Source organism: Bacillus sp. FSL H8-0545 (genome assembly GCF_038006105.1).
Classification (GTDB): domain Bacteria; phylum Bacillota; class Bacilli; order Bacillales; family Bacillaceae_G; genus Bacillus_A; species Bacillus_A cereus_U.
The window spans coordinates 3,156,930-3,174,681 of sequence record NZ_JBBOUO010000001.1 but is presented as its reverse complement, the minus strand read 5'-3'; the positions used below and the strand labels follow the sequence as shown (position 1 = coordinate 3,174,681).

The window sequence follows — 17,752 nt, the reverse complement described above, 5'->3', positions numbered from 1 at the left end:
TTTGATAAACTGAAAATATCGCTCATTTTAAGGGAGGAGGATAAATATGAAAGTATTTTTTAATTTAGCTTGGTTTTTTAAACAAGAAAAACGAGCGTACATAATTGGAATTATTATGTTATTTGGTGTCGCGCTTCTTGAACTTGTAGCGCCAAGGGTACTAGGAATTGTAGTAGATGAAATTAATAATGGAACATTAACGTCTGAAAAATTGTTGAACTGGGTTATTCTATTAGTAGTTGTAGGAATGACGATGTATATATTACGTTACTTATGGCGTATTATGATTTTTGGATCTTCTTTAAAACTAGCTCGTCAATTGCGAAAGAATTTATATGAACATTTTACAAAGATGAGCCCATCCTTTTATCAATCACGTCGTACGGGCGATTTGATGGCACATGCGACAAATGATATTCAGGCGATTCAGCAAACTGCTGGGTCAGGTGTGTTAACAATCGTTGATTCATTAGCTGTTGGAGGATGTGTACTCGTAGCGATGGGGTTTACAATTAGCTGGAAGTTAACGTTATTAAGTTTAATTCCGATGCCAATTGTAGCTATTTCTACAAATTATTATGGAACTTTATTGCATAGAAGATTTCATAAAGCGCAGCAATCGTTTTCTGAAATCAATGATAAAGTACAAGAAAGTATGAGTGGGATGAAGGTAATTCGCTCACTTGGACAAGAGAAAGAGGATTTACAAGCGTTTCGGAAAAAATCGGAAGATGTCGTACATAAAAATATGTTAGTTGCACGTATTGACTCGTTATTCGATCCAACGATTTCCTTAATTGTCGGATTTTCATTTTTAATCGCAATTTGTTACGGATCATTATTAGTCGTACGGGGTGAATTAACTGTAGGGGAATTGGTAACATTTACAACATACTTAGGGACTCTTGTATGGCCAATGTTAGCTTTTGGATGGCTATTTAATATTATGGAGCGTGGACGTGCTTCGTATGATCGTGTGGAGAAAATACTTTCACAAACTTCGGATGTAGTGAATAAGGAAAATGCTATACATGCTATAGCAAGTGGTGATGTCTCGTTTGCTGTTGATTCGTTTTCTTATAAAAAGAATGAACTATTAAACTTAAAAGATATTTACTTTAATTTAAGAAAAGGTGAAACGTTAGGAGTCGTCGGGCGTACCGGTGCAGGGAAGACGACGTTATTAAAATGTTTAATTCGCGAGTATGACCACTTTAATGGTGAATTAAAAGTTGGTGAGCGGGATATTCGAGATTTAACACTTCACGGTGTACGCTCTGCAATTTCATACGTACCGCAAGATCATTTTTTATTTTCAGCGAGTATTGGGGAGAACATTGCTTTTGGAAAGGCCGATGCTACATATAAAGAAATTAGCAGGGCTGCTGAGATTGCTTGTATTCATAATGATATTATTCAATTTTCGGAAGGATATGACACGGTAGTAGGTGAAAGAGGAGTTTCGCTATCAGGAGGCCAAAAACAGCGGATTTCAATTGCACGTGCGTTATTAACGAATGCTGAAATTTTAATTTTAGATGATTGTTTATCAGCTGTAGATGCAAAAACAGAAGAAACTATATTAACTGCATTGAAACGAGAAAGAGCAGAAAAAACGACGATTATTACTGCGCATCGTTTAAGTGCGATTCAGCATGCAAATCTTATTCTTGTTATTGATGAGGGTAAGATTATGCAGCGAGGAACACATGAACAACTAATGAACAAAAATGGTTGGTATAAAGAAATGTATGAAAGCCAGCAGTTAGAGGAACTGGTAGAGAAAGGAGGCGTATGATGGCTGAGAAAAAGCGGAGTGATTTAAGGAGATTGCTTTCTTATATGAGACCATATAAAGGGTTATTAGCATTAGCATTTTTATTTCTAGTTGGTGCAACTGTAACTGAAATGATGGGTCCTTTTTTAATTAAACAATTTCTTGATGAACACTTAGTACCACGTAACTTTGAACAATCAGCACTTGTAACTCTATTTGTAGTGTATATTATTGCTCACTTATTAAAAGTATTATTTACGTATTTAGACTTATTGTACTTTCAAAATATCGCTTTTAAGATTGTTCAAGATATGCGAGTTGAAGTGTATGACCATGTTCAAAAATTGTCATTAAGTTTCTTTGATCGTACGCCGATTGGTACACTTGTATCTCGTATAACGAATGATACGGAAGCGATTAAGGATTTTTATGTTAGTGTACTATCAACATTCGTGAAAAATGTAGTCTTTTTAGTGGGGATTTTAGTAGCGATGTTTTTACTAGATGTAAAATTAGCGCTATTCTCTCTCATATTAATTCCAATTATGTTTGCGATTATGGTGCTGTATCGACGGAAAAGTGCAGCTTTTTATTTAGAGGTACGTAATCAACTGAGTGTATTAAATGCAAAGTTAAATGAGTCCATTCAAGGGATGAATATTGTTCAAGTGTTCCGGCAAGAAAAGCGGATGAGAAAAGAGTTTGAAGAAGTGAACAACAAGCATTATAGTGCTGGACGTCGTACATTGAAATTAGATGCATTACTTTTACGTCCAGCAACAGATCTTGTTCATATTGTAGCAATTGCGTTAGTTCTTGGTTTATTTGGAATTGACGCTTTAAAGAGTCCTGTTGAAGTAGGGGTTTTATATGCTTTCGTTAACTATATTCATCGTTTCTTCCAGCCAGTAAATGAGATGATGATGAAACTATCTTTCTTCCAACAAGCGCTCGTTTCATCATCGCGTGTATTTCATTTAATGGACGATAAAGATTTAGCTCCTGTTCAAATGGGGAGTGAAAATCCACGAGTAGTTAACGGGGAAATTCAGTTTAAAGATGTTACTTTTTCATATGATGGAAAGCGTGACGTTTTAAAAAATGTATCTTTTCACGTAAAGCCAGGGCAAACGGTTGCTTTCGTTGGACACACTGGTAGTGGTAAGAGTACAATTATGAATTTATTAATGAGATTTTACAATATTAAATCAGGTAATATTGTAATAGACGGAGTGGGTTTAGAGAAGTTTGAAGAACAAGAAATTCGAAAGAAAATTGGTCTTGTGCTGCAAGATGCATTTTTATTTGCAGGAAATGTAAAGCAAAACATTCGTATGTATAATGAAGAGATAACGGATGAAGAGATAGAAGAAGCAGCGCGATTTGTGCAAGCGAATACGTTTATTGAAAAATTATCGGAGCAGTATGATACAGAAGTTGTCGAGAGAGGAGCTGCGTTTTCTAGTGGTCAAAGGCAATTAATTGCTTTTGCTAGAACGATAGCAACTAATCCGAAAGTATTAGTGTTAGATGAAGCGACGGCAAATATTGATACAGAAACAGAGGAGGCGATCCAAACGGCATTGCAGCAAATGCGAAAAGGTAGAACAACGATAGCGATTGCACATAGATTGTCTACAATCCAAGATGCGGATCAAATATTTGTTATGCATGAAGGGGAAATCATAGAAAGAGGAACACATCAAGAGTTGCTTAGTGAACAAGGACTTTACTACAATATGTACTTACTACAAAATAAAGGGAGTTTGCAACAGGCCTTGTAGAATTACAAGGTTTTTTTTCTATTCTCTCAGATATTAAAATGTAATAAAATTTTCAAAATATGTGAGAGGTTTGTCGTGTCCTTTAACTAGAGTTGTACATATTGTATATAGAATAACAAAATTTGATAGGAGCTTTTATATGCAAAATAGATCCAGTTCAAATATTACGTTGATCGATGTGTCTCATTGGGAAGGAAACATTAATTGGAATGCTGTGAAGTCATCTGGCATTCCAGCGGCGTATGCAAAAGCGACGGAAGGTGTGAACTATATTGACCCTACTTTCGTTCAAAATGTACAAGCTGCGAAAAATGCGAATGTATTAATCGGTGCATATCATTTTGCGCACCCAGAACAAAATGATGCAATTTCAGAAGCGAAATATTTTGTGAGTATATTACAGAGTAATCAGACGGACTTAATTCCTGTTTTAGATTTAGAATCGCCAACGGATACTAGCAATAGTAGTTTAAAGGGTGCGAATATATCGAATTGGGCAAGAAGTTTCGTAAATTATGTGAAACAAGCTACAGGGAAAGATGTAATGTTATATACAGGAGTTTGGTATATTAATGAATTTGGAATTAACGGGTTAAGTGACATTTCACTTTGGATTTCCAGATATTCTAGTACACCGCCTGCTGATGCTGGTGGATGGACAGAGTGGACAGCATGGCAGTACACAGATTCTGGGCAAATTTCAGGTGTAGGAAATTGTGATGTATCAGCAGCTGTTTCATTAGAAGCTTTACAAGGAAATGGAGCAAGTGGTGGAGGTAATGTTTCCACGCCTAATAATGCAGCCCCAGTATACGGAGTTGCTGTAATTAATGGTGATAATGTAAATTTGCGAAGTGGACCAACTTTACAATCTAGTGTGATTCGCCAGCTAAATCGTGGTGAATCATATGAAGTTTTTGGGGAACAAAATGGATGGCTTTGCTTAGGGACGAATCAATGGGTATATAATGATCCTAGTTATATTCAGTATAAACATTATGTGGCAATTATTTCTGGTGATAATGTGAATCTACGAGACGCCCCATCATTAAACGGGAATGTTATAAGACAGTTACATCATGGTGAATCATATCGAGTATGGAGTAGGCAAGATGGATGGCTTTGCTTAGGGGCAAATCAATGGGTATACTATGATTCAAGTTATATTCAGTATGGTGTACAATAAAGTGAAACTTTAATTGATGAGGATTGTCCACACTGATTATTGGACAATTGGCCAGTACCAATTGTTTTTTACCAGCAGTCTAACTATAAAAAGGTATCTTACTTGAGGTGCCTTTTTATAAAAAATATATAATTTTTACAAAGTGTATATTAAAAGCATAGTATAATATAATCGATATATTTATAAAAATAATCGGAAATGAAATAAAGGAGTAATAATATGGAGTATGTGCTAATAGGTGGGATTTTAATATTATTAGCTGTAGTGTTTGTACTATTTTATAAAAATAAACAGTTAGAATCAGAGAGTCAGCAAGTAGAGTTTGAAAAGAAACAAGCGATTGAAACGTATGAAAGTGAGATTGCAGCTACGATTACAGAGCATAAAGAACAACAGGATACTTTAAAGAATATGGAACAGAAAAAATATAATGATTTACAAGTGAATACAGCTAGAGAACTTGAAAATATGCGTATGATGAAAAATCAATTGGCTGTTCAACATAGTAAAGAACGTAGTGAAATACAAGATAAGCATAGTAATGAAATACATATGTTTCAAAATTTAATTGCGGATTTACGAGAATATACCAAAAATGGTGCTGAAGTGAATGCGCATGAAACATTACATTATATGAAGCGAGGTTTCGTTGAGCAAGGAATAATACTAGAAGAAGAGTTTCATATTATACCGAACGTTTTTATGAGAAGTAATAAATATAGAGATAAACGTGACATAAATGATAATCGAATCCATCACCTCATCTTATGTAAAACTGGCATTTATCTACTTGAGACGAAAGAATGGACGGGGACATTAATTCATGGTTTAACGAGAGAAAATGCTGGTATATATTCATTTATGATAGAGGAAATTGGTAAGTATCAACATGAAATTGAAAAAGAAGAGACGTTTGAATTTATTACGGAGGGAACTTCATTAACTATGCAAGTAAGAAATGAAGGGAATCCAGCGTATAAAGCGAAAATACTATCTCAAAATTTATATAATTGTTTGGAAGAAATGCAAGTAGATATTGTAAAGGAAAAAGTAAAACCGATTGTATATTTTGAAAATGAAAGCGGAAAAGAAGTTATTGATCTTTCTAATGAAGAATTGCCGAGATTTAAAGATAGAGAGCAAATTGTAACGTTTTTCAGAAATGAAGTTTTAACAAGTAAAGTAATATATACAGCAAGAGAACTACAAAAGCTTAGAGATATGATTGGCCAGATGAATTATGTTGCGAAGTGAAAAATAAAGTAGGGGTGTTGAATGAATGGAGAAAGGTAAAAGGTAAAAGCGCTATATTGAGGGGGATATTATACATTTATTTTTGTTTGTATATATTAATGTATATTACGTTTATTTTTGTTATTGATATGGTTCATGTGTCATTGAGTGTAATGAGTATTTTTTTGGTAGTAATGCCTTTTGTCCTATTAGTTATTATTCAAAAGTTTAGCTTGCATGTTTCTGCAAAACGTAATAAGGGTAAGAAACAACTGTTTACTGTAATGATGGTGGGGCTCATTCCATTAATAGTGTGCATCGTACAATTAAGTATAAATGCATACACTTCAAATTTTAATCAGGATCGATGGTTAAATTATAAAGAAAAACGGGTATATATGGTAGATAACTTATTGGAAGAACATAAAATGATAGGGAAATCAAACGAGGAAATTACAAAATTGTTAGGGGCCCCTACGGAAACAAGAAGTTGGGAAGAGGGAATTACTACTTTGTATTATCTTGGGAATGAACGTGGTTTTATTTCTATAGATAGTGAGTGCCTTGTATTGCAATTTGATAGAGATGGAAGAGTAATAGAATATAAGGTGCAACGAGATTAAAATATTGAGGGAAGAAGCTATATCTTTTATAGCTTCTTTTTTATTGTTTAATTTGTTTTAGAAGGGGCATGAATTGTTGAATGGAATAAGGAATGAAAGCGGAGGTGATGCATATATTTAGAGGCATTGGTAGTTTTTTATAATTTTGTATAAAATGAAAAGGAGGTAGGGCGGTGAAAGCGATACCGACTGATGTCCTGAGTAAGGAATTGATGGAAAGAGAAGGGGTTATATCTATTACAGTGATGGAATTTGAAAAGATAGAAGTGGCCGGAGTAGTTGTTTCTGGTCCGGCTGTTATTTTGATTAATCAAGAGTAAGTACATAGTATCAATATAGAAAAGTAGAAAGAGCATCCATTTAGGGTGCTTTTTGTTTGTATAGAAGTGCGCATATGATAGATAATTGGAGGGGGAATATGTGGAAATTATTATGACACCGATACTAGCTGGGTGTATGTATGTTGTTAGTAGAGTAAAGAAAACTATTAATATATTTTACGAATGAATTATGTAAGTAATTCATATTTCCCATATAAAAAGATTTGCTTTAATATAATGAGTGTAAAGTTCGAGTATTCGAAGTATTACTTGAATTATATCCCTATCCCTTTTCTAAAAATGCGAACAAGTTTTGCCCTATTCTATTCAATAGTTTATTGTATAGAAATATATTGTTCGATGACCATTATGGAACGCACATAATGGGTAAATCCCAATCCTTAAAGAGGATGCCCCTAATCTTCATGTGAAAATATGATCGGATAAGAAAGCTGGCCAATTTATGGTCAGCTTTCTTTTTGTTCAAAGAGTAAGTCTTCTTTAATTTCTGTTTGCAATAATAAAGTTTTTCCAAAGCGGCGTTTACATTCAGCCCGTACTTTTTGAATGGCTAGTAGCTGAGAAGTAGCAGGCACTGTGACAATTGCTTGTCGAGGTTTCCGATTTTCTTCACAAAAAATACATTCCACAACATATTTAGAAATCATAATTTCATCCTTTCGGTTTGAATTTCTAAGAAGGGACTGCTCATGAAGTTGATGTAATCTTTCGTCATCGTTTTACTTTTTTCCTCTTTTTTCAAGGATAAATATAAAGAAAGATAGAAAGTTAGTATGGGGGGAGATAGGATGAAAAGATGGATTGGTACGGCAGCTATATGTATGAATGAAAAGAATGAGTTTCTAATGGTATTACAAGGAAAAGTAAATGAAGAGAAGCGATGGTCTGTGCCGAGCGGAGGACAAGAAGAGGGAGAAGAGCTTGAAGAGTGTTGTGTTCGTGAAGTATGGGAAGAAACGGGTTATGAAGTAGAAGTTATAGACAAGCTATGTGAAAAAAAGGGGATAACATATGGGGTACCAGTTCATGTGTATTACTATGTTGTGAAGTTAATAGGTGGTAACATGAAAATACAAGACCCTGATGAGTTAATACATGAAATAGATTGGAAAGGAATAGATGAAGTGAAAAAATTATCTTTATCGTTTCCAGAAGAATATGAGTTATTATATAAATATACAAATAAAAAAGAAAGTGTTTAAATACTTTCTTTTTTATTGTATCCAAGATAAGAAAAGCGGAACGATAACTAAACTAGCTCCAGCTGTTAAAAGCATTGATAAACTTGCAATTGTACCTTCTACAGGACCGATTTCAAATGCTTTTGATGTTCCGGTTCCATTCGCGCTAGTACCTAGCATTATCCCTTTTGCGAGCGCTGTTTTAATACGGCATATGCGTATGAGCGTAGGACCGAGTAATGCTCCAGTTAAGGCAGTTAATACGACGAAAACGGCTGTTAATTGTGACATGCCGCCAATCATTTCTGAAATAGCCATTGCAATAGGTGTTGTTACAATGTGCGGTGCTAAACTTTGTTCTATTGTAGAGTCAATTTGAAAAAAATCAGCTAATAGTGCGGAAGTAATAACCGATAGAAATGAACCAACAATGACATTAATTAAAATGGCCGTTCCATGTTTTTTTAATAAATTAAAGTGTTTATAGATTGGCCATGCGAAAGCAACTGTAGCAGGTTTTAATAATTCTGTTAGCCAATGACTACCAGATTCGTAGGTTTCGTATGGTGTATCTAATCCAAGTAATAAAGCAATTAATATGATTGGGCATACAAGAAGGGGAGAAAGCAAACTCCAATTCCAGCGTTGATACATTTTTTTAGATACCCAATATGTGAATAGTGTTAATAGTAAACAAAGAAAGCCGATCATTGTGGTGATCCTTTCCGCTTTAATAGCAATTCTGTTAAAAGTCCTGTTACGAGAGTGACACAAAGTGTACTAATCACGATAATTAAAATGAGATCGATTCCATATTGTGATAATGTATCTTTGTAACGAATGACAGCGACTGCAGAAGGGATGAAAAATAAAATAAGTTCTTTTAATAAAAGGTCTGCACCGTCTTGTATCCATTCTTTTTTCACTATGTTAAATTTTAATGAGATTAATAATAAAAAAATACCGATTATACTTCCTGGAACTGGGAGGTGTGCCTGTTTTGAAATCCATTCACCTGTCCAAGCGAAACAAAATAATAATAAAATTTGTCCGCTTAACTTCCACCATTTCATACAGTAACCACCTTTTTGTTTTTTTACATAAAAATTGTAAAAAATAATTCGCAATTTCTACTATACGTTCATTCGAAATATTTGTCTAATATATAAATTATATGTTATTAATATATTAGATGTATTAATCGAAAATGAAAAGGGTGTCCAAAATGGAATTACGGCATTTGCAATATTTTGTTGTAGTGGCAGAGGAATTGCACTTTGGACGAGCAGCTGCTCGTTTACAAATGACACAACCCCCGCTTAGTCAACAAATTCAGCAATTAGAAAAAGAAATGGAAGTTATGTTATTTTCAAGAACGAAGAGAAAGGTTGAATTAACAGAAGCTGGAGAAATGTTTTTAAAAGAAGTAAAAAAAGCGTTTGAACAAATTGAAAAAGCAGTAGAAGTCGCACAAAGTGCTCAAAGGGGAGAAGTGGGATCACTTTCAATTGGTTTTGTAGGTGCGGCGATATATGATATTTTACCGTCAATCGTCAGGGAGTATAGAAAGAAATTTCCAAGAGTGTCTGTTGCATTGCATGAATTGTCAACACCGGATCAGGTGCATGCACTTCATGATAATCGAATTGATATTGGATTTTTACGTCCGCCAATTCCAACGCAATTACTTGAGTTAGAACCAATTCAAAAACTTTCGTGTACGTTATGTTTACCGAAGGCACATCCACTTGCTGAAAAGGACGAAATACATATCGAAGATTTAAGGGATGAACCTTTCGTATTTATTACGAGACCAGTATGGCCAGCGTTATACGATACAATTTTATCGCTTTGCCGCGATGTAGGTTTTAGTCCGCATATTGTACAAGAAGCAACGGAGTATCAAACTGTCATGGGGCTTGTAGCAGCAGGTATTGGAATTACAGTAATACCTGTATCCGCAAATAAATTGTATAAAACAGAAGTTGTATATAAAGAGTTATGTGATTCTAATTTTGTTGCAGAAATGTCAGTGGCTTATAAAAAAATGAATAACAATCCAGAGTTGTTAGAGTTTTTGAAAATTGCAAGAGAGAAGAAACGAATAGAAATAGGAGATGAGAAGGACGAGTAGTAATCGTGACGAAAAAGCGATTTAATTTATATATATAAAAGTACACCTTGTTAAAAAATAAAGAGGAAAGGCATTTGAGTTGCCTTTCCTCTTTATTGTTCTTTTTTTAGCTCGATACTAAATAGATAAACGTGTTCGTTTTCTTTTAAGAGTAACTCAATGCCTGGTTCTTCATCAATTGTAGGAACACTTAAAGTATCTTTACTTGTTTTTATTACAGCGGCTAAAATCGTTTTTTGATTGTATTTTACGTTTTTAGTAGATTGAATTGTAGTGGTTGCAGAACTATTTATGCTTGGAGGAGCTACTGCAGGAACAAGTGTTGAACCACCTTCGATATTAATGTACCATTGACCTTTTTCTTGTACATCTTTATCAAATTGGAAATATGGTGGTATGAAAGAAAGCCTTATTTTCTTTTCTAAAAAATGTGATGAAGCCATGTTAGCAATCTCTTTCACTTTTTTACCATTTTGATAATATTCAATCGTAGCATGTAGTTCATCTTTATTATTCTTGACTGTAACATCATAAAACATTCTATTTCCTTCTTGTATAGGAGTCATTTGTAAAATATCAGATTGTTCTTTTGTTAACTTGTATGGTTTAACAGTGGCATCTTCGTTGTTTTTTAGTGGGCTACAACTAGTGAAAAGTAACAAAGAAAGAATAAACAGTAATTTTACACGCATATAACCCCTCACTTTTTTTGTAATTATAGTATGTAAATGGTTTTATTTCCATTTTTATTTCTAGGACTAAAGGCTTAGTAAAGATTCCGATTGAAGTGCGATGTTTAAAATGTCATATTTTTATACACTAGTAGTATAGAATGCGTATGTTATGAAGTAAGGTAGGGGAAGGGATCTATGTCTTTATGTCGGTTAGCGAGAAAAAATATACAAACATTTGCTACCAAAAGGTTAAAACAATTTATGTGGATTGCTATGAATACAATGATTTGTTTTTTTATGATATCATTCCGATTCAATGAAGCTGTAATAAGTAAAGTGGGATATACACTTATATTTGTAAAGTGGTTTTATGCTATGTTTCTATTTGTAGTTTTTGTATGTATTTTCATTACTTATAAAATGACAGCCTCTTTTTTACAGGTAAGAAGAGAGGAGTTTAAATCGTACGAAGTAGTGAATATGACGAGAAAGGAAATGTTATGTTTATTGTGTCATGAGCAATTATTAATTTACGGAGGAGCTTTCGTTTTCGGATTAATTCATGGTATGTTATTTTTGAAATTATTTATTATTATTTTTATGAAAGCAGTAGGAATCCAAGGAGTAACAAATGCACCGATTACGACGTATGCGATAATGGTAACAGCAGTTGTTATGATAACCGTCATTATAATATCAATGTGGCAATGTTGTAGGTTTACACAAAGGTTAAAGGGTGAAAAGTCATATGAAACAAGGAAAAAGGCATGAGAAATCATGGCTTTTTCTTCATTTTACACATGTTATTAATCATGATACAGTGGGAAGAACTGAAAAAAAGAGTTAAGAAGAAAGGTTGTATGGAATGATAAATGAGCAAGCGATCGTAAAAGTTGATCGATTAACAAAGCGAATTGGTTCAAAGACGTTAGTAGAAAATATTAGTTTTGAAGTGAAAAAAGGTGAAGTAGTTGGCTTATTAGGACCAAATGGTGCTGGAAAAACGACATTAATGCGAATGATGGTCGGAATGATTCGTATGACAGAAGGAGAAGTATGGATTGATGGTCAATCTGTAAAACAGCAATTTGAAAAAACTGCTGCGAAAATTGGCGCTGTAATTGAGACACCAGAATTCTATCCTTTCTTAAGCGGCCATGAAAATTTAACATATTTCGGACGAATGAATGGAAATGTAACTGAAGAGCGTATCGATGAAGTTGTGCAACTATTAGGAATGGGACAAGTGATTGACCGTAAAGTAAAAGCATATTCACTCGGTATGAGACAACGTTTAGGAATTGCTCAGGCACTTATACATAATCCAGATGTATTAATACTAGACGAACCAACGAACGGATTAGATCCTAGTGGTATACATGAAATGCGGATGTACATAAAGAAAATTGCACATGAACAAGGAAAAGCTGTTCTTGTCTCTAGTCACTTACTCTCAGAAGTTGAATTAATGTGTGACAGGGTTATTATTATTCAGCACGGAGAATATGTCGCAACACAAAATATTCAAAGTGATCAAAAGGAAGAAACAGAAGAAATACATATCCGTGTAGATGATGCGAATAAAGCGGCAGAGGTTTTAGAATACGATGTTTTAGTAAAAGAAAACGAATTAATTATAAACGTGAAAGATGAAGAAATTCCAAATATTCTTCGTACATTGATGGAGAAAAATATTCAAGTTTATCGTGTATATGAAGAAAGAAAAACGCTAGAAGAGCAGTTTTTAGAATTAACAGGGGGAAAAGATATTGTTTAATTTAGTTTATAACGAGCTGTATAAAATATTTAAGCGAAAGCGAACGATTATTCCTTTTGCAGCTATTGCGGTATTAATTATTGGGTTAGGATGGGTTACGGTAAAGTATTTAGAGCCAGAAACAAAAGGGTGGAAAGCGGATTATACAGAACGCACTGTAGAAATTGAGAAAAAGCTCGGCATGAAAAAAGAGGATATTTTAACAGAAAAGTCAGGAGACGAGCTTGTAAAGGAATACCAGCTTAAAATGAAGCATTTAGATACGAATACAGCGCCAGCAAGTAGTGCTCCACTTTCTTTCATGAGAGATACTGGTTTTATTGTTTTTCCTATTTTACTTCCGTTTATTCTCGTATATGCGAGTACAATTTTTGCGAATGAATATAGCTGGGGAACATATAAATTTTTAACGATTCGTCCGGCGAGTCGATTTAAAATTTTAACATCTAAGTTTTTGGCAATCGTTATATTTTCGGCATTATTATTTATATTTAATATGATTTTTTCCGTATTATGTGGGCTAATTATTTATAAATTCCAACAACCAGCTTGGACTGAATTTGTCGTTCAAAACGGAAATATAATAAAACAAAATATTTTCGTAGAAGCAAGTAAATATTATATTTTATCGTGGCTACCAACTCTGGTGTATGCTGCATTTGCATTTATGATTTCCATCTTAACTAGATCGAGCGGAGGTGCAATCGGGATTTCTCTATTTCTCGCTTTATCAGGGGGAATAGCGCTAATTCCGGCATCAAGATATGAATGGGCGAAATATTTATTACCAGCGAATACAGATTTATATGGGCTTTCAAAGGGCGGGAGCTTTATTGATGGAGTAACATTCCCATTCGCTTCTTGTATGCTTCTTCTATACTTAGCTGTATTTTTAGGGGTGTCCTATACTGTATTTATAAAACGAGATTTAACAGCATAAGCAAAAGCCGTTAAGGGTAACTTAACGGCTTTTTGTTTGTGATAATTGATGAATAGCTTCTTCGGCTAATAAGGCGAAATACTCCGCGCTAATAGGTAATGCTTCTTCATCTACTGTAAAAGCTGGATGATGCCATTCATGTGTACCGCTTGTTCCCATAAAGACGAATGAACCTGGTATTTCTTGTTGGTAAAAAGAAAAGTCTTCTCCCGCCATTGACGGTGTAGGAGAGATAACGTTTAGATTCATTTTCTCTGCAATCTGAATAGAAAAATCAGTGAGTACTTTATCGTTTTGAACAGCAGGAGGACCTGGGTAAAATCGAAATTCTGTTTTTACACCTAGTGCATCAGAAATGCCTTTAATGATACGTTCCATTAATGCCGGAATCTTTTCACGTGTTTTAGCTTGGAATGTACGGACAGTTCCTTCTAATATTGCTTTTTCGGGAATAACGTTCCACGTATTCCCTGAATGAATGTTTGTTACACTTACGACAGCGTTATGAGAAGAACTAATATTTCGGCTTACAATTGTTTGAAGTGCCATAACGATTTGAGATGATGCAACGATAGGATCGACGCCGGCATCAGGCACAGCTGCATGTGTTCCAACACCATGAATTTCAATTTCAAATCGATCTACTCCAGCCATTAGTGGACCGTCTTTAATACCGATTGTACCTACTGGTAAATCGGGCTTATTATGCATACCAAAAACGGCTTGCACATTCTTTAAATGTCCAGCTTCAACAACTTTACATGCTCCGTTTCCACTTTCTTCAGCAGCTTGGAATATAAAACGCACAGTTCCGTTAAGAGAAGCTTCTTTTTCTTTTAATAAGTAAGCCGCACCCAATATAGCAGCTGTATGAAAATCATGCCCACAAGCATGCATTTTACCTTGTATTTTTGAAGTGTATGGAAGGTCTGTTTCTTCTTGGATAGGAAGGGCATCGATATCAGCACGAAGCGCTACCACAGGTCCGTTTTGATTACCAGAAATTTCAGCGATAATTCCTGTTTCTAAACTGGAATCAATAATAGTAATATTAGCTTCGTTTAACCAATTTTTTATTGCTTTTGTTGTTTCAAATTCTTCGTACGATAGTTCTGGGTATTCGTGTAAATGGCGACGAATAGAAATAAGTTTTTCTGTTAATTGATTTGGAATGGATGCCACTTATTATCCCCTCTTTCTTAAGTGAAATATTTGTATTCATTATATAGCACAATAATAAAAGAGAGGATTTTCAAATGAAAATCCTCTCTCGTTTATGCTGCAACTTTTTTATGAGTATGCTGTTTTTTATAACGTCCACGCATTGCATATGCAATTTGCGGGATTGCAATACCGATTAAAATAAGTGATACACCGACCCATTGTGAAGATAGTACAGCTTCTTTTAAAACGAATACAGACATAATTGTTGTAACGGGCAGTTCTGCTGCACCAAGAATAGTTGCTAAGCCAGATCCGATTTTTGGAATACCGATTGTAAAGGCAATGGACGGAATAACGATACTAAATATTCCTAAGCCTAAGCCGTATTTCCAAAGGCCTTGAGAAATTGCTCCGTTAAAAATAAATGTTGGCGGGAATACGATCATGACTAAAGTTAAAGCGCCAGCCATTAAAAGGACACCGCGTGGTAACGAAGGTACTTCAACGGCAACTTTACCACTTACGAAAATGTATGTTGCAAATGTAATAGCAGATAATAAGCCTAAAATGATTCCAGTCGTATCGAAATCACCAGCTGATGTTTCTAATAACCCACTTGATAAAAATGTACCTGCAAGTAAGAAGATTACTGAAATAACTTTTTCTCTTGAAGGTAATGTTTTCGTTGTAATTGCTTCAATAATAATTCCAACCCAAACGAATTGGAATAAAAGTATAATTGCAATAGAAGCTGGTACAGTTTTTAAAGAAGCGTAATAAAAAATTCCAGTAAAACTTGCAGACGTACCTGCGAAGAATAAAATTAACATTTGTTTTAGTGGAACACGATGTCTAGAAAATAGAAGTGTAATAGCAAGTAAAATAATCCAACCGAACAAATACTGGCTACCAATTACCTCTCCAAGTGAAAATCCTTCTGCATATGCAAGTTTAACAAAAATAGCTAAAACCCCATAACTACACGCTCCTAATAAAACTAAAAGAGAATAACGAAGCATGAAAAATTCCTCCCATCTATATGAAATTGTTCCGTAACGGACATATATAACTAGAGGGAAGTATACAAAATTAAAAATGAAGGGTCAAATGAAAGAAAAGTGCGAAATTTTATAGAATAATAATAAAAGTATGATATTTATGCATAATCTTGAAATTAATAATAATTAAAGTATTGTAAAATCAGCTTTACGTTGTATAAAGACAGCATTTGAAAAAAAATTTTTAGGCTTAATATGTGTGAAGTTAATTGTAATGTGCTAATGATTTGAGAAACTGTGGAACCTTTGTTATGTTAGTAACAATTAGAAAGAGTTTCATAATTCAATTGAGATTTTTCTATATAATAGAAGGAAATGAAAACGTTTTATTAGAAACTGTGTGAAAGGGTAGTTTTTCTTATTGTCACGTTGGAAAAGTGAATTCATGAAATGTCCATAGTATTTTCAATTGTTTTTGCTACAATATGGAGGAGGAGAGGAGTGGAATAATGCAAGATATTAGTATTTTTTTAGCGTTTGGAGCTGGGTTCTTATCATTTATATCCCCATGTTGCTTACCGCTTTATCCGGCATTTTTATCATACATAACAGGTATGTCGGTTTCTGAATTGAAAGAAGAAAATGCAATGCTTCGCAAAAGAAGTATGATACATACAGCGTTTTTCTTACTTGGATTTTCGATTATATTTATCGCAATTGGATTTGGTACAAGTTTTATCGGAGGGATTTTTACGGATTATAAAGATTTAATTAGACAGCTAGGTGGTATATTTATCATCGTGTTCGGTCTTATTATTGTCGGTGTATTTAAGCCGAAGTTTTTAATGCAAGATCGTAAATTTACTTTTAAAAACCGTCCGAGTGGTTATTTTGGTTCAGTTCTAATTGGATTAGCATTTGCCGCTGGATGGACACCTTGTACGGGGCCTATATTAGTGTCTGTAATTGGATTAGCTGCAACAAATCCAGAATCGGCAATGATTTATATGATTGCTTACATACTTGGATTTGCGATTCCCTTTTTCGTACTTTCATTCTTTATTACGAAAATGTCTTGGATTAAAAGAAATAGTATGGCGTTCATGAAAGTCGGAGGATACATAATGATCGTTATGGGGATCTTCCTATACTTTAATTGGATGACGAAAATTATCGTATATTTCTCAAGTTTATTTGGTGGATTTACCGGTTTTTAGTATTATTCTGTGAAAATGTTGGAAATACTAACGGAAAAGCATATAATGAAATTATATTTTGCATATAGCCACAAAAAAGGATGAGAAAATATGAACATAGTTTTGTTATCAAGTATCGTTGCTGTTTGTATGGCTGTCGGTGCGATGTTTATTCGTTTAAAAGCAGCTAAGAAACCTGCAACATTGAAAAAAATTATACTTCCGCCATTTTTCATGAGCACAGGAGCATTGATGTATGTTTTTCCTGAATTTCGATTAACTCCAGCAGAAATGTTAGAAGCGATTGTCGTTGGTCTATTTTTCTCCATTTTTCTTATTAAAACATCTAAATTTGAAATACGCGGACAAGAGATTTATTTGAAGCGTTCAAAAGCATTTGTATTTATTTTAATTGGATTACTTGTAGTGCGTATCGTGTTTAAAACATACTTAAGCCAATCTCTTGATTTAGGACAACTTAGCGGTATGTTCTTCTTACTTGCGTTTGCAATGATTGTGTCATGGAGAATTGCGATGTACCGTTCCTTTACGAAATTACAGAAGGAAATGGAAAAAGAAGATGGTTTTTATAACGAAAAAGATATGAAACTAACTTAAAACTGTATATGTATAAAATAAAAAATACAGCGTCTTTGACGCTGTATTTTTTATTGGTATTGTTAGCACCTTCTGTCCCAACCACGACGTATAAAACGTAACTTGTCGAAAATAGGGAAATAAAAA

19 protein-coding genes and 1 pseudogene are annotated in these 17,752 nt (G+C 34.2%); 14 read left to right on the top strand and 6 right to left on the bottom strand.

What is annotated here, in order from left to right; genetic code table 11:
- The first annotated feature begins 46 nt into the window (after positions 1-46).
- The 6 genes from MHI07_RS16595 to MHI07_RS16570 all read left to right on the top strand — a co-directional run bounded on the left by MHI07_RS16595 (position 47) and on the right by MHI07_RS16570 (position 6,923).
- Positions 47-1,798, top strand: coding sequence for an ABC transporter ATP-binding protein (locus MHI07_RS16595; RefSeq protein WP_340825199.1), 1,752 nt, complete (start codon positions 47-49; stop codon positions 1,796-1,798).
- On the top strand, positions 1,798-3,561 hold the full coding sequence (locus MHI07_RS16590; protein WP_016105862.1) for an ABC transporter ATP-binding protein: 1,764 nt from the start codon (positions 1,798-1,800) through the stop codon (positions 3,559-3,561). The genes MHI07_RS16595 and MHI07_RS16590 overlap by 1 nt, the downstream gene beginning before the upstream one ends.
- Before the next feature lie 139 nt (positions 3,562-3,700).
- Complete coding sequence (locus MHI07_RS16585) at positions 3,701-4,747, top strand: GH25 family lysozyme (protein ID WP_340825197.1); 1,047 nt, start codon at positions 3,701-3,703, stop codon at positions 4,745-4,747.
- 219 nt (positions 4,748-4,966) lie between these two features.
- Positions 4,967-6,001: a nuclease-related domain-containing protein gene (locus tag MHI07_RS16580; protein ID WP_340825195.1), complete on the top strand. Its 1,035-nt coding sequence runs from the start codon at positions 4,967-4,969 to the stop codon at positions 5,999-6,001.
- A 98-nt stretch (positions 6,002-6,099) separates the two neighbouring features.
- A complete protein-coding gene (locus MHI07_RS16575) occupies positions 6,100-6,603 on the top strand; it encodes a hypothetical protein (protein WP_283747400.1) in 504 nt (167 codons plus the stop codon).
- Positions 6,604-6,776: 173 nt separating this feature from the next.
- Positions 6,777-6,923, top strand: a complete 147-nt coding sequence (locus MHI07_RS16570) for a BC1881 family protein (RefSeq protein ID WP_002111200.1) — start codon at positions 6,777-6,779, stop codon at positions 6,921-6,923.
- Between the two features lie 467 nt (positions 6,924-7,390).
- Here the strand turns inward: MHI07_RS16570 and MHI07_RS16565 are convergent, their stop codons facing one another.
- Entirely contained in the window at positions 7,391-7,591 is a 201-nt protein-coding gene (locus MHI07_RS16565) for a DUF3903 domain-containing protein (RefSeq protein WP_340825190.1), read from the bottom strand.
- A gap of 141 nt (positions 7,592-7,732) precedes the next feature.
- Here MHI07_RS16565 and MHI07_RS16560 point away from each other — a divergent pair, with 141 nt between their 5' ends.
- On the top strand, positions 7,733-8,146 hold the full coding sequence (locus MHI07_RS16560) for an NUDIX hydrolase (RefSeq protein ID WP_016105860.1): 414 nt from the start codon (positions 7,733-7,735) through the stop codon (positions 8,144-8,146).
- A 12-nt stretch (positions 8,147-8,158) separates the two neighbouring features.
- Here MHI07_RS16560 and MHI07_RS16555 read toward each other — a convergent pair whose 3' ends face one another.
- Both MHI07_RS16555 and MHI07_RS16550 read right to left on the bottom strand, forming a co-directional pair.
- Entirely contained in the window at positions 8,159-8,836 is a 678-nt protein-coding gene (locus MHI07_RS16555; RefSeq protein ID WP_002111197.1) for an LrgB family protein, read from the bottom strand.
- Positions 8,833-9,198 (bottom strand): CidA/LrgA family holin-like protein, encoded by a 366-nt coding sequence (locus tag MHI07_RS16550; protein ID WP_340825184.1) that lies wholly within the window; start codon positions 9,196-9,198, stop codon positions 8,833-8,835. Before MHI07_RS16550 ends, MHI07_RS16555 begins: the two co-directional genes overlap by 4 nt.
- Positions 9,199-9,350: 152 nt before the next feature.
- Between MHI07_RS16550 and alsR the strand changes: the two genes are divergently transcribed.
- Positions 9,351-10,259, top strand: a complete 909-nt coding sequence (alsR, locus tag MHI07_RS16545; RefSeq protein WP_002160879.1) for an acetoin biosynthesis transcriptional regulator AlsR — start codon at positions 9,351-9,353, stop codon at positions 10,257-10,259.
- Positions 10,260-10,351: 92 nt separating this feature from the next.
- On the opposite strand, the gene MHI07_RS16540 is transcribed toward alsR, so the two are convergent.
- Positions 10,352-10,951 carry a histidine kinase gene (locus MHI07_RS16540; RefSeq protein WP_340825181.1) on the bottom strand — a complete coding sequence of 200 codons (600 nt, stop codon included), beginning with the start codon at positions 10,949-10,951 and terminating at the stop codon, positions 10,352-10,354.
- 177 nt (positions 10,952-11,128) lie between these two features.
- Between MHI07_RS16540 and MHI07_RS16535 the strand changes: the two genes are divergently transcribed.
- From MHI07_RS16535 to MHI07_RS16525, 3 genes are all read left to right on the top strand, one after another.
- Positions 11,129-11,704, top strand: a complete 576-nt coding sequence (locus MHI07_RS16535) for an FtsX-like permease family protein (protein WP_340825179.1) — start codon at positions 11,129-11,131, stop codon at positions 11,702-11,704.
- Between the two features lie 94 nt (positions 11,705-11,798).
- Positions 11,799-12,710: an ABC transporter ATP-binding protein gene (locus MHI07_RS16530; RefSeq protein WP_340825177.1), complete on the top strand. Its 912-nt coding sequence runs from the start codon at positions 11,799-11,801 to the stop codon at positions 12,708-12,710.
- Positions 12,703-13,650, top strand: a complete 948-nt coding sequence (locus MHI07_RS16525) for an ABC transporter permease (RefSeq protein WP_340825176.1) — start codon at positions 12,703-12,705, stop codon at positions 13,648-13,650. Before MHI07_RS16530 ends, MHI07_RS16525 begins: the two co-directional genes overlap by 8 nt.
- 21 nt (positions 13,651-13,671) lie before the next feature.
- On the opposite strand, the gene MHI07_RS16520 is transcribed toward MHI07_RS16525, so the two are convergent.
- Together MHI07_RS16520 and MHI07_RS16515 are read right to left on the bottom strand one after the other, a co-directional pair.
- Positions 13,672-14,832, bottom strand: a complete 1,161-nt coding sequence (locus MHI07_RS16520; protein WP_340825174.1) for a M20 peptidase aminoacylase family protein — start codon at positions 14,830-14,832, stop codon at positions 13,672-13,674.
- Positions 14,833-14,924: 92 nt separating this feature from the next.
- Positions 14,925-15,833 carry an EamA family transporter gene (locus MHI07_RS16515; protein WP_215579276.1) on the bottom strand — a complete coding sequence of 303 codons (909 nt, stop codon included), beginning with the start codon at positions 15,831-15,833 and terminating at the stop codon, positions 14,925-14,927.
- Between the two features lie 320 nt (positions 15,834-16,153).
- On the opposite strand from MHI07_RS16515, the pseudogene MHI07_RS16510 reads away from it, so the two are divergent.
- The 3 genes and pseudogenes from MHI07_RS16510 to MHI07_RS16500 all read left to right on the top strand — a co-directional run bounded on the left by MHI07_RS16510 (position 16,154) and on the right by MHI07_RS16500 (position 17,626).
- Positions 16,154-16,261: pseudogene (locus MHI07_RS16510) on the top strand (peptidase T).
- A gap of 60 nt (positions 16,262-16,321) precedes the next feature.
- Positions 16,322-17,029, top strand: coding sequence for a cytochrome c-type biogenesis protein CcdA (ccdA, locus tag MHI07_RS16505; protein ID WP_001152675.1), 708 nt, complete (start codon positions 16,322-16,324; stop codon positions 17,027-17,029).
- A gap of 90 nt (positions 17,030-17,119) precedes the next feature.
- Positions 17,120-17,626 carry a CcdC family protein gene (locus MHI07_RS16500; protein ID WP_002160885.1) on the top strand — a complete coding sequence of 169 codons (507 nt, stop codon included), beginning with the start codon at positions 17,120-17,122 and terminating at the stop codon, positions 17,624-17,626.
- Positions 17,627-17,752 lie beyond the last annotated feature (126 nt).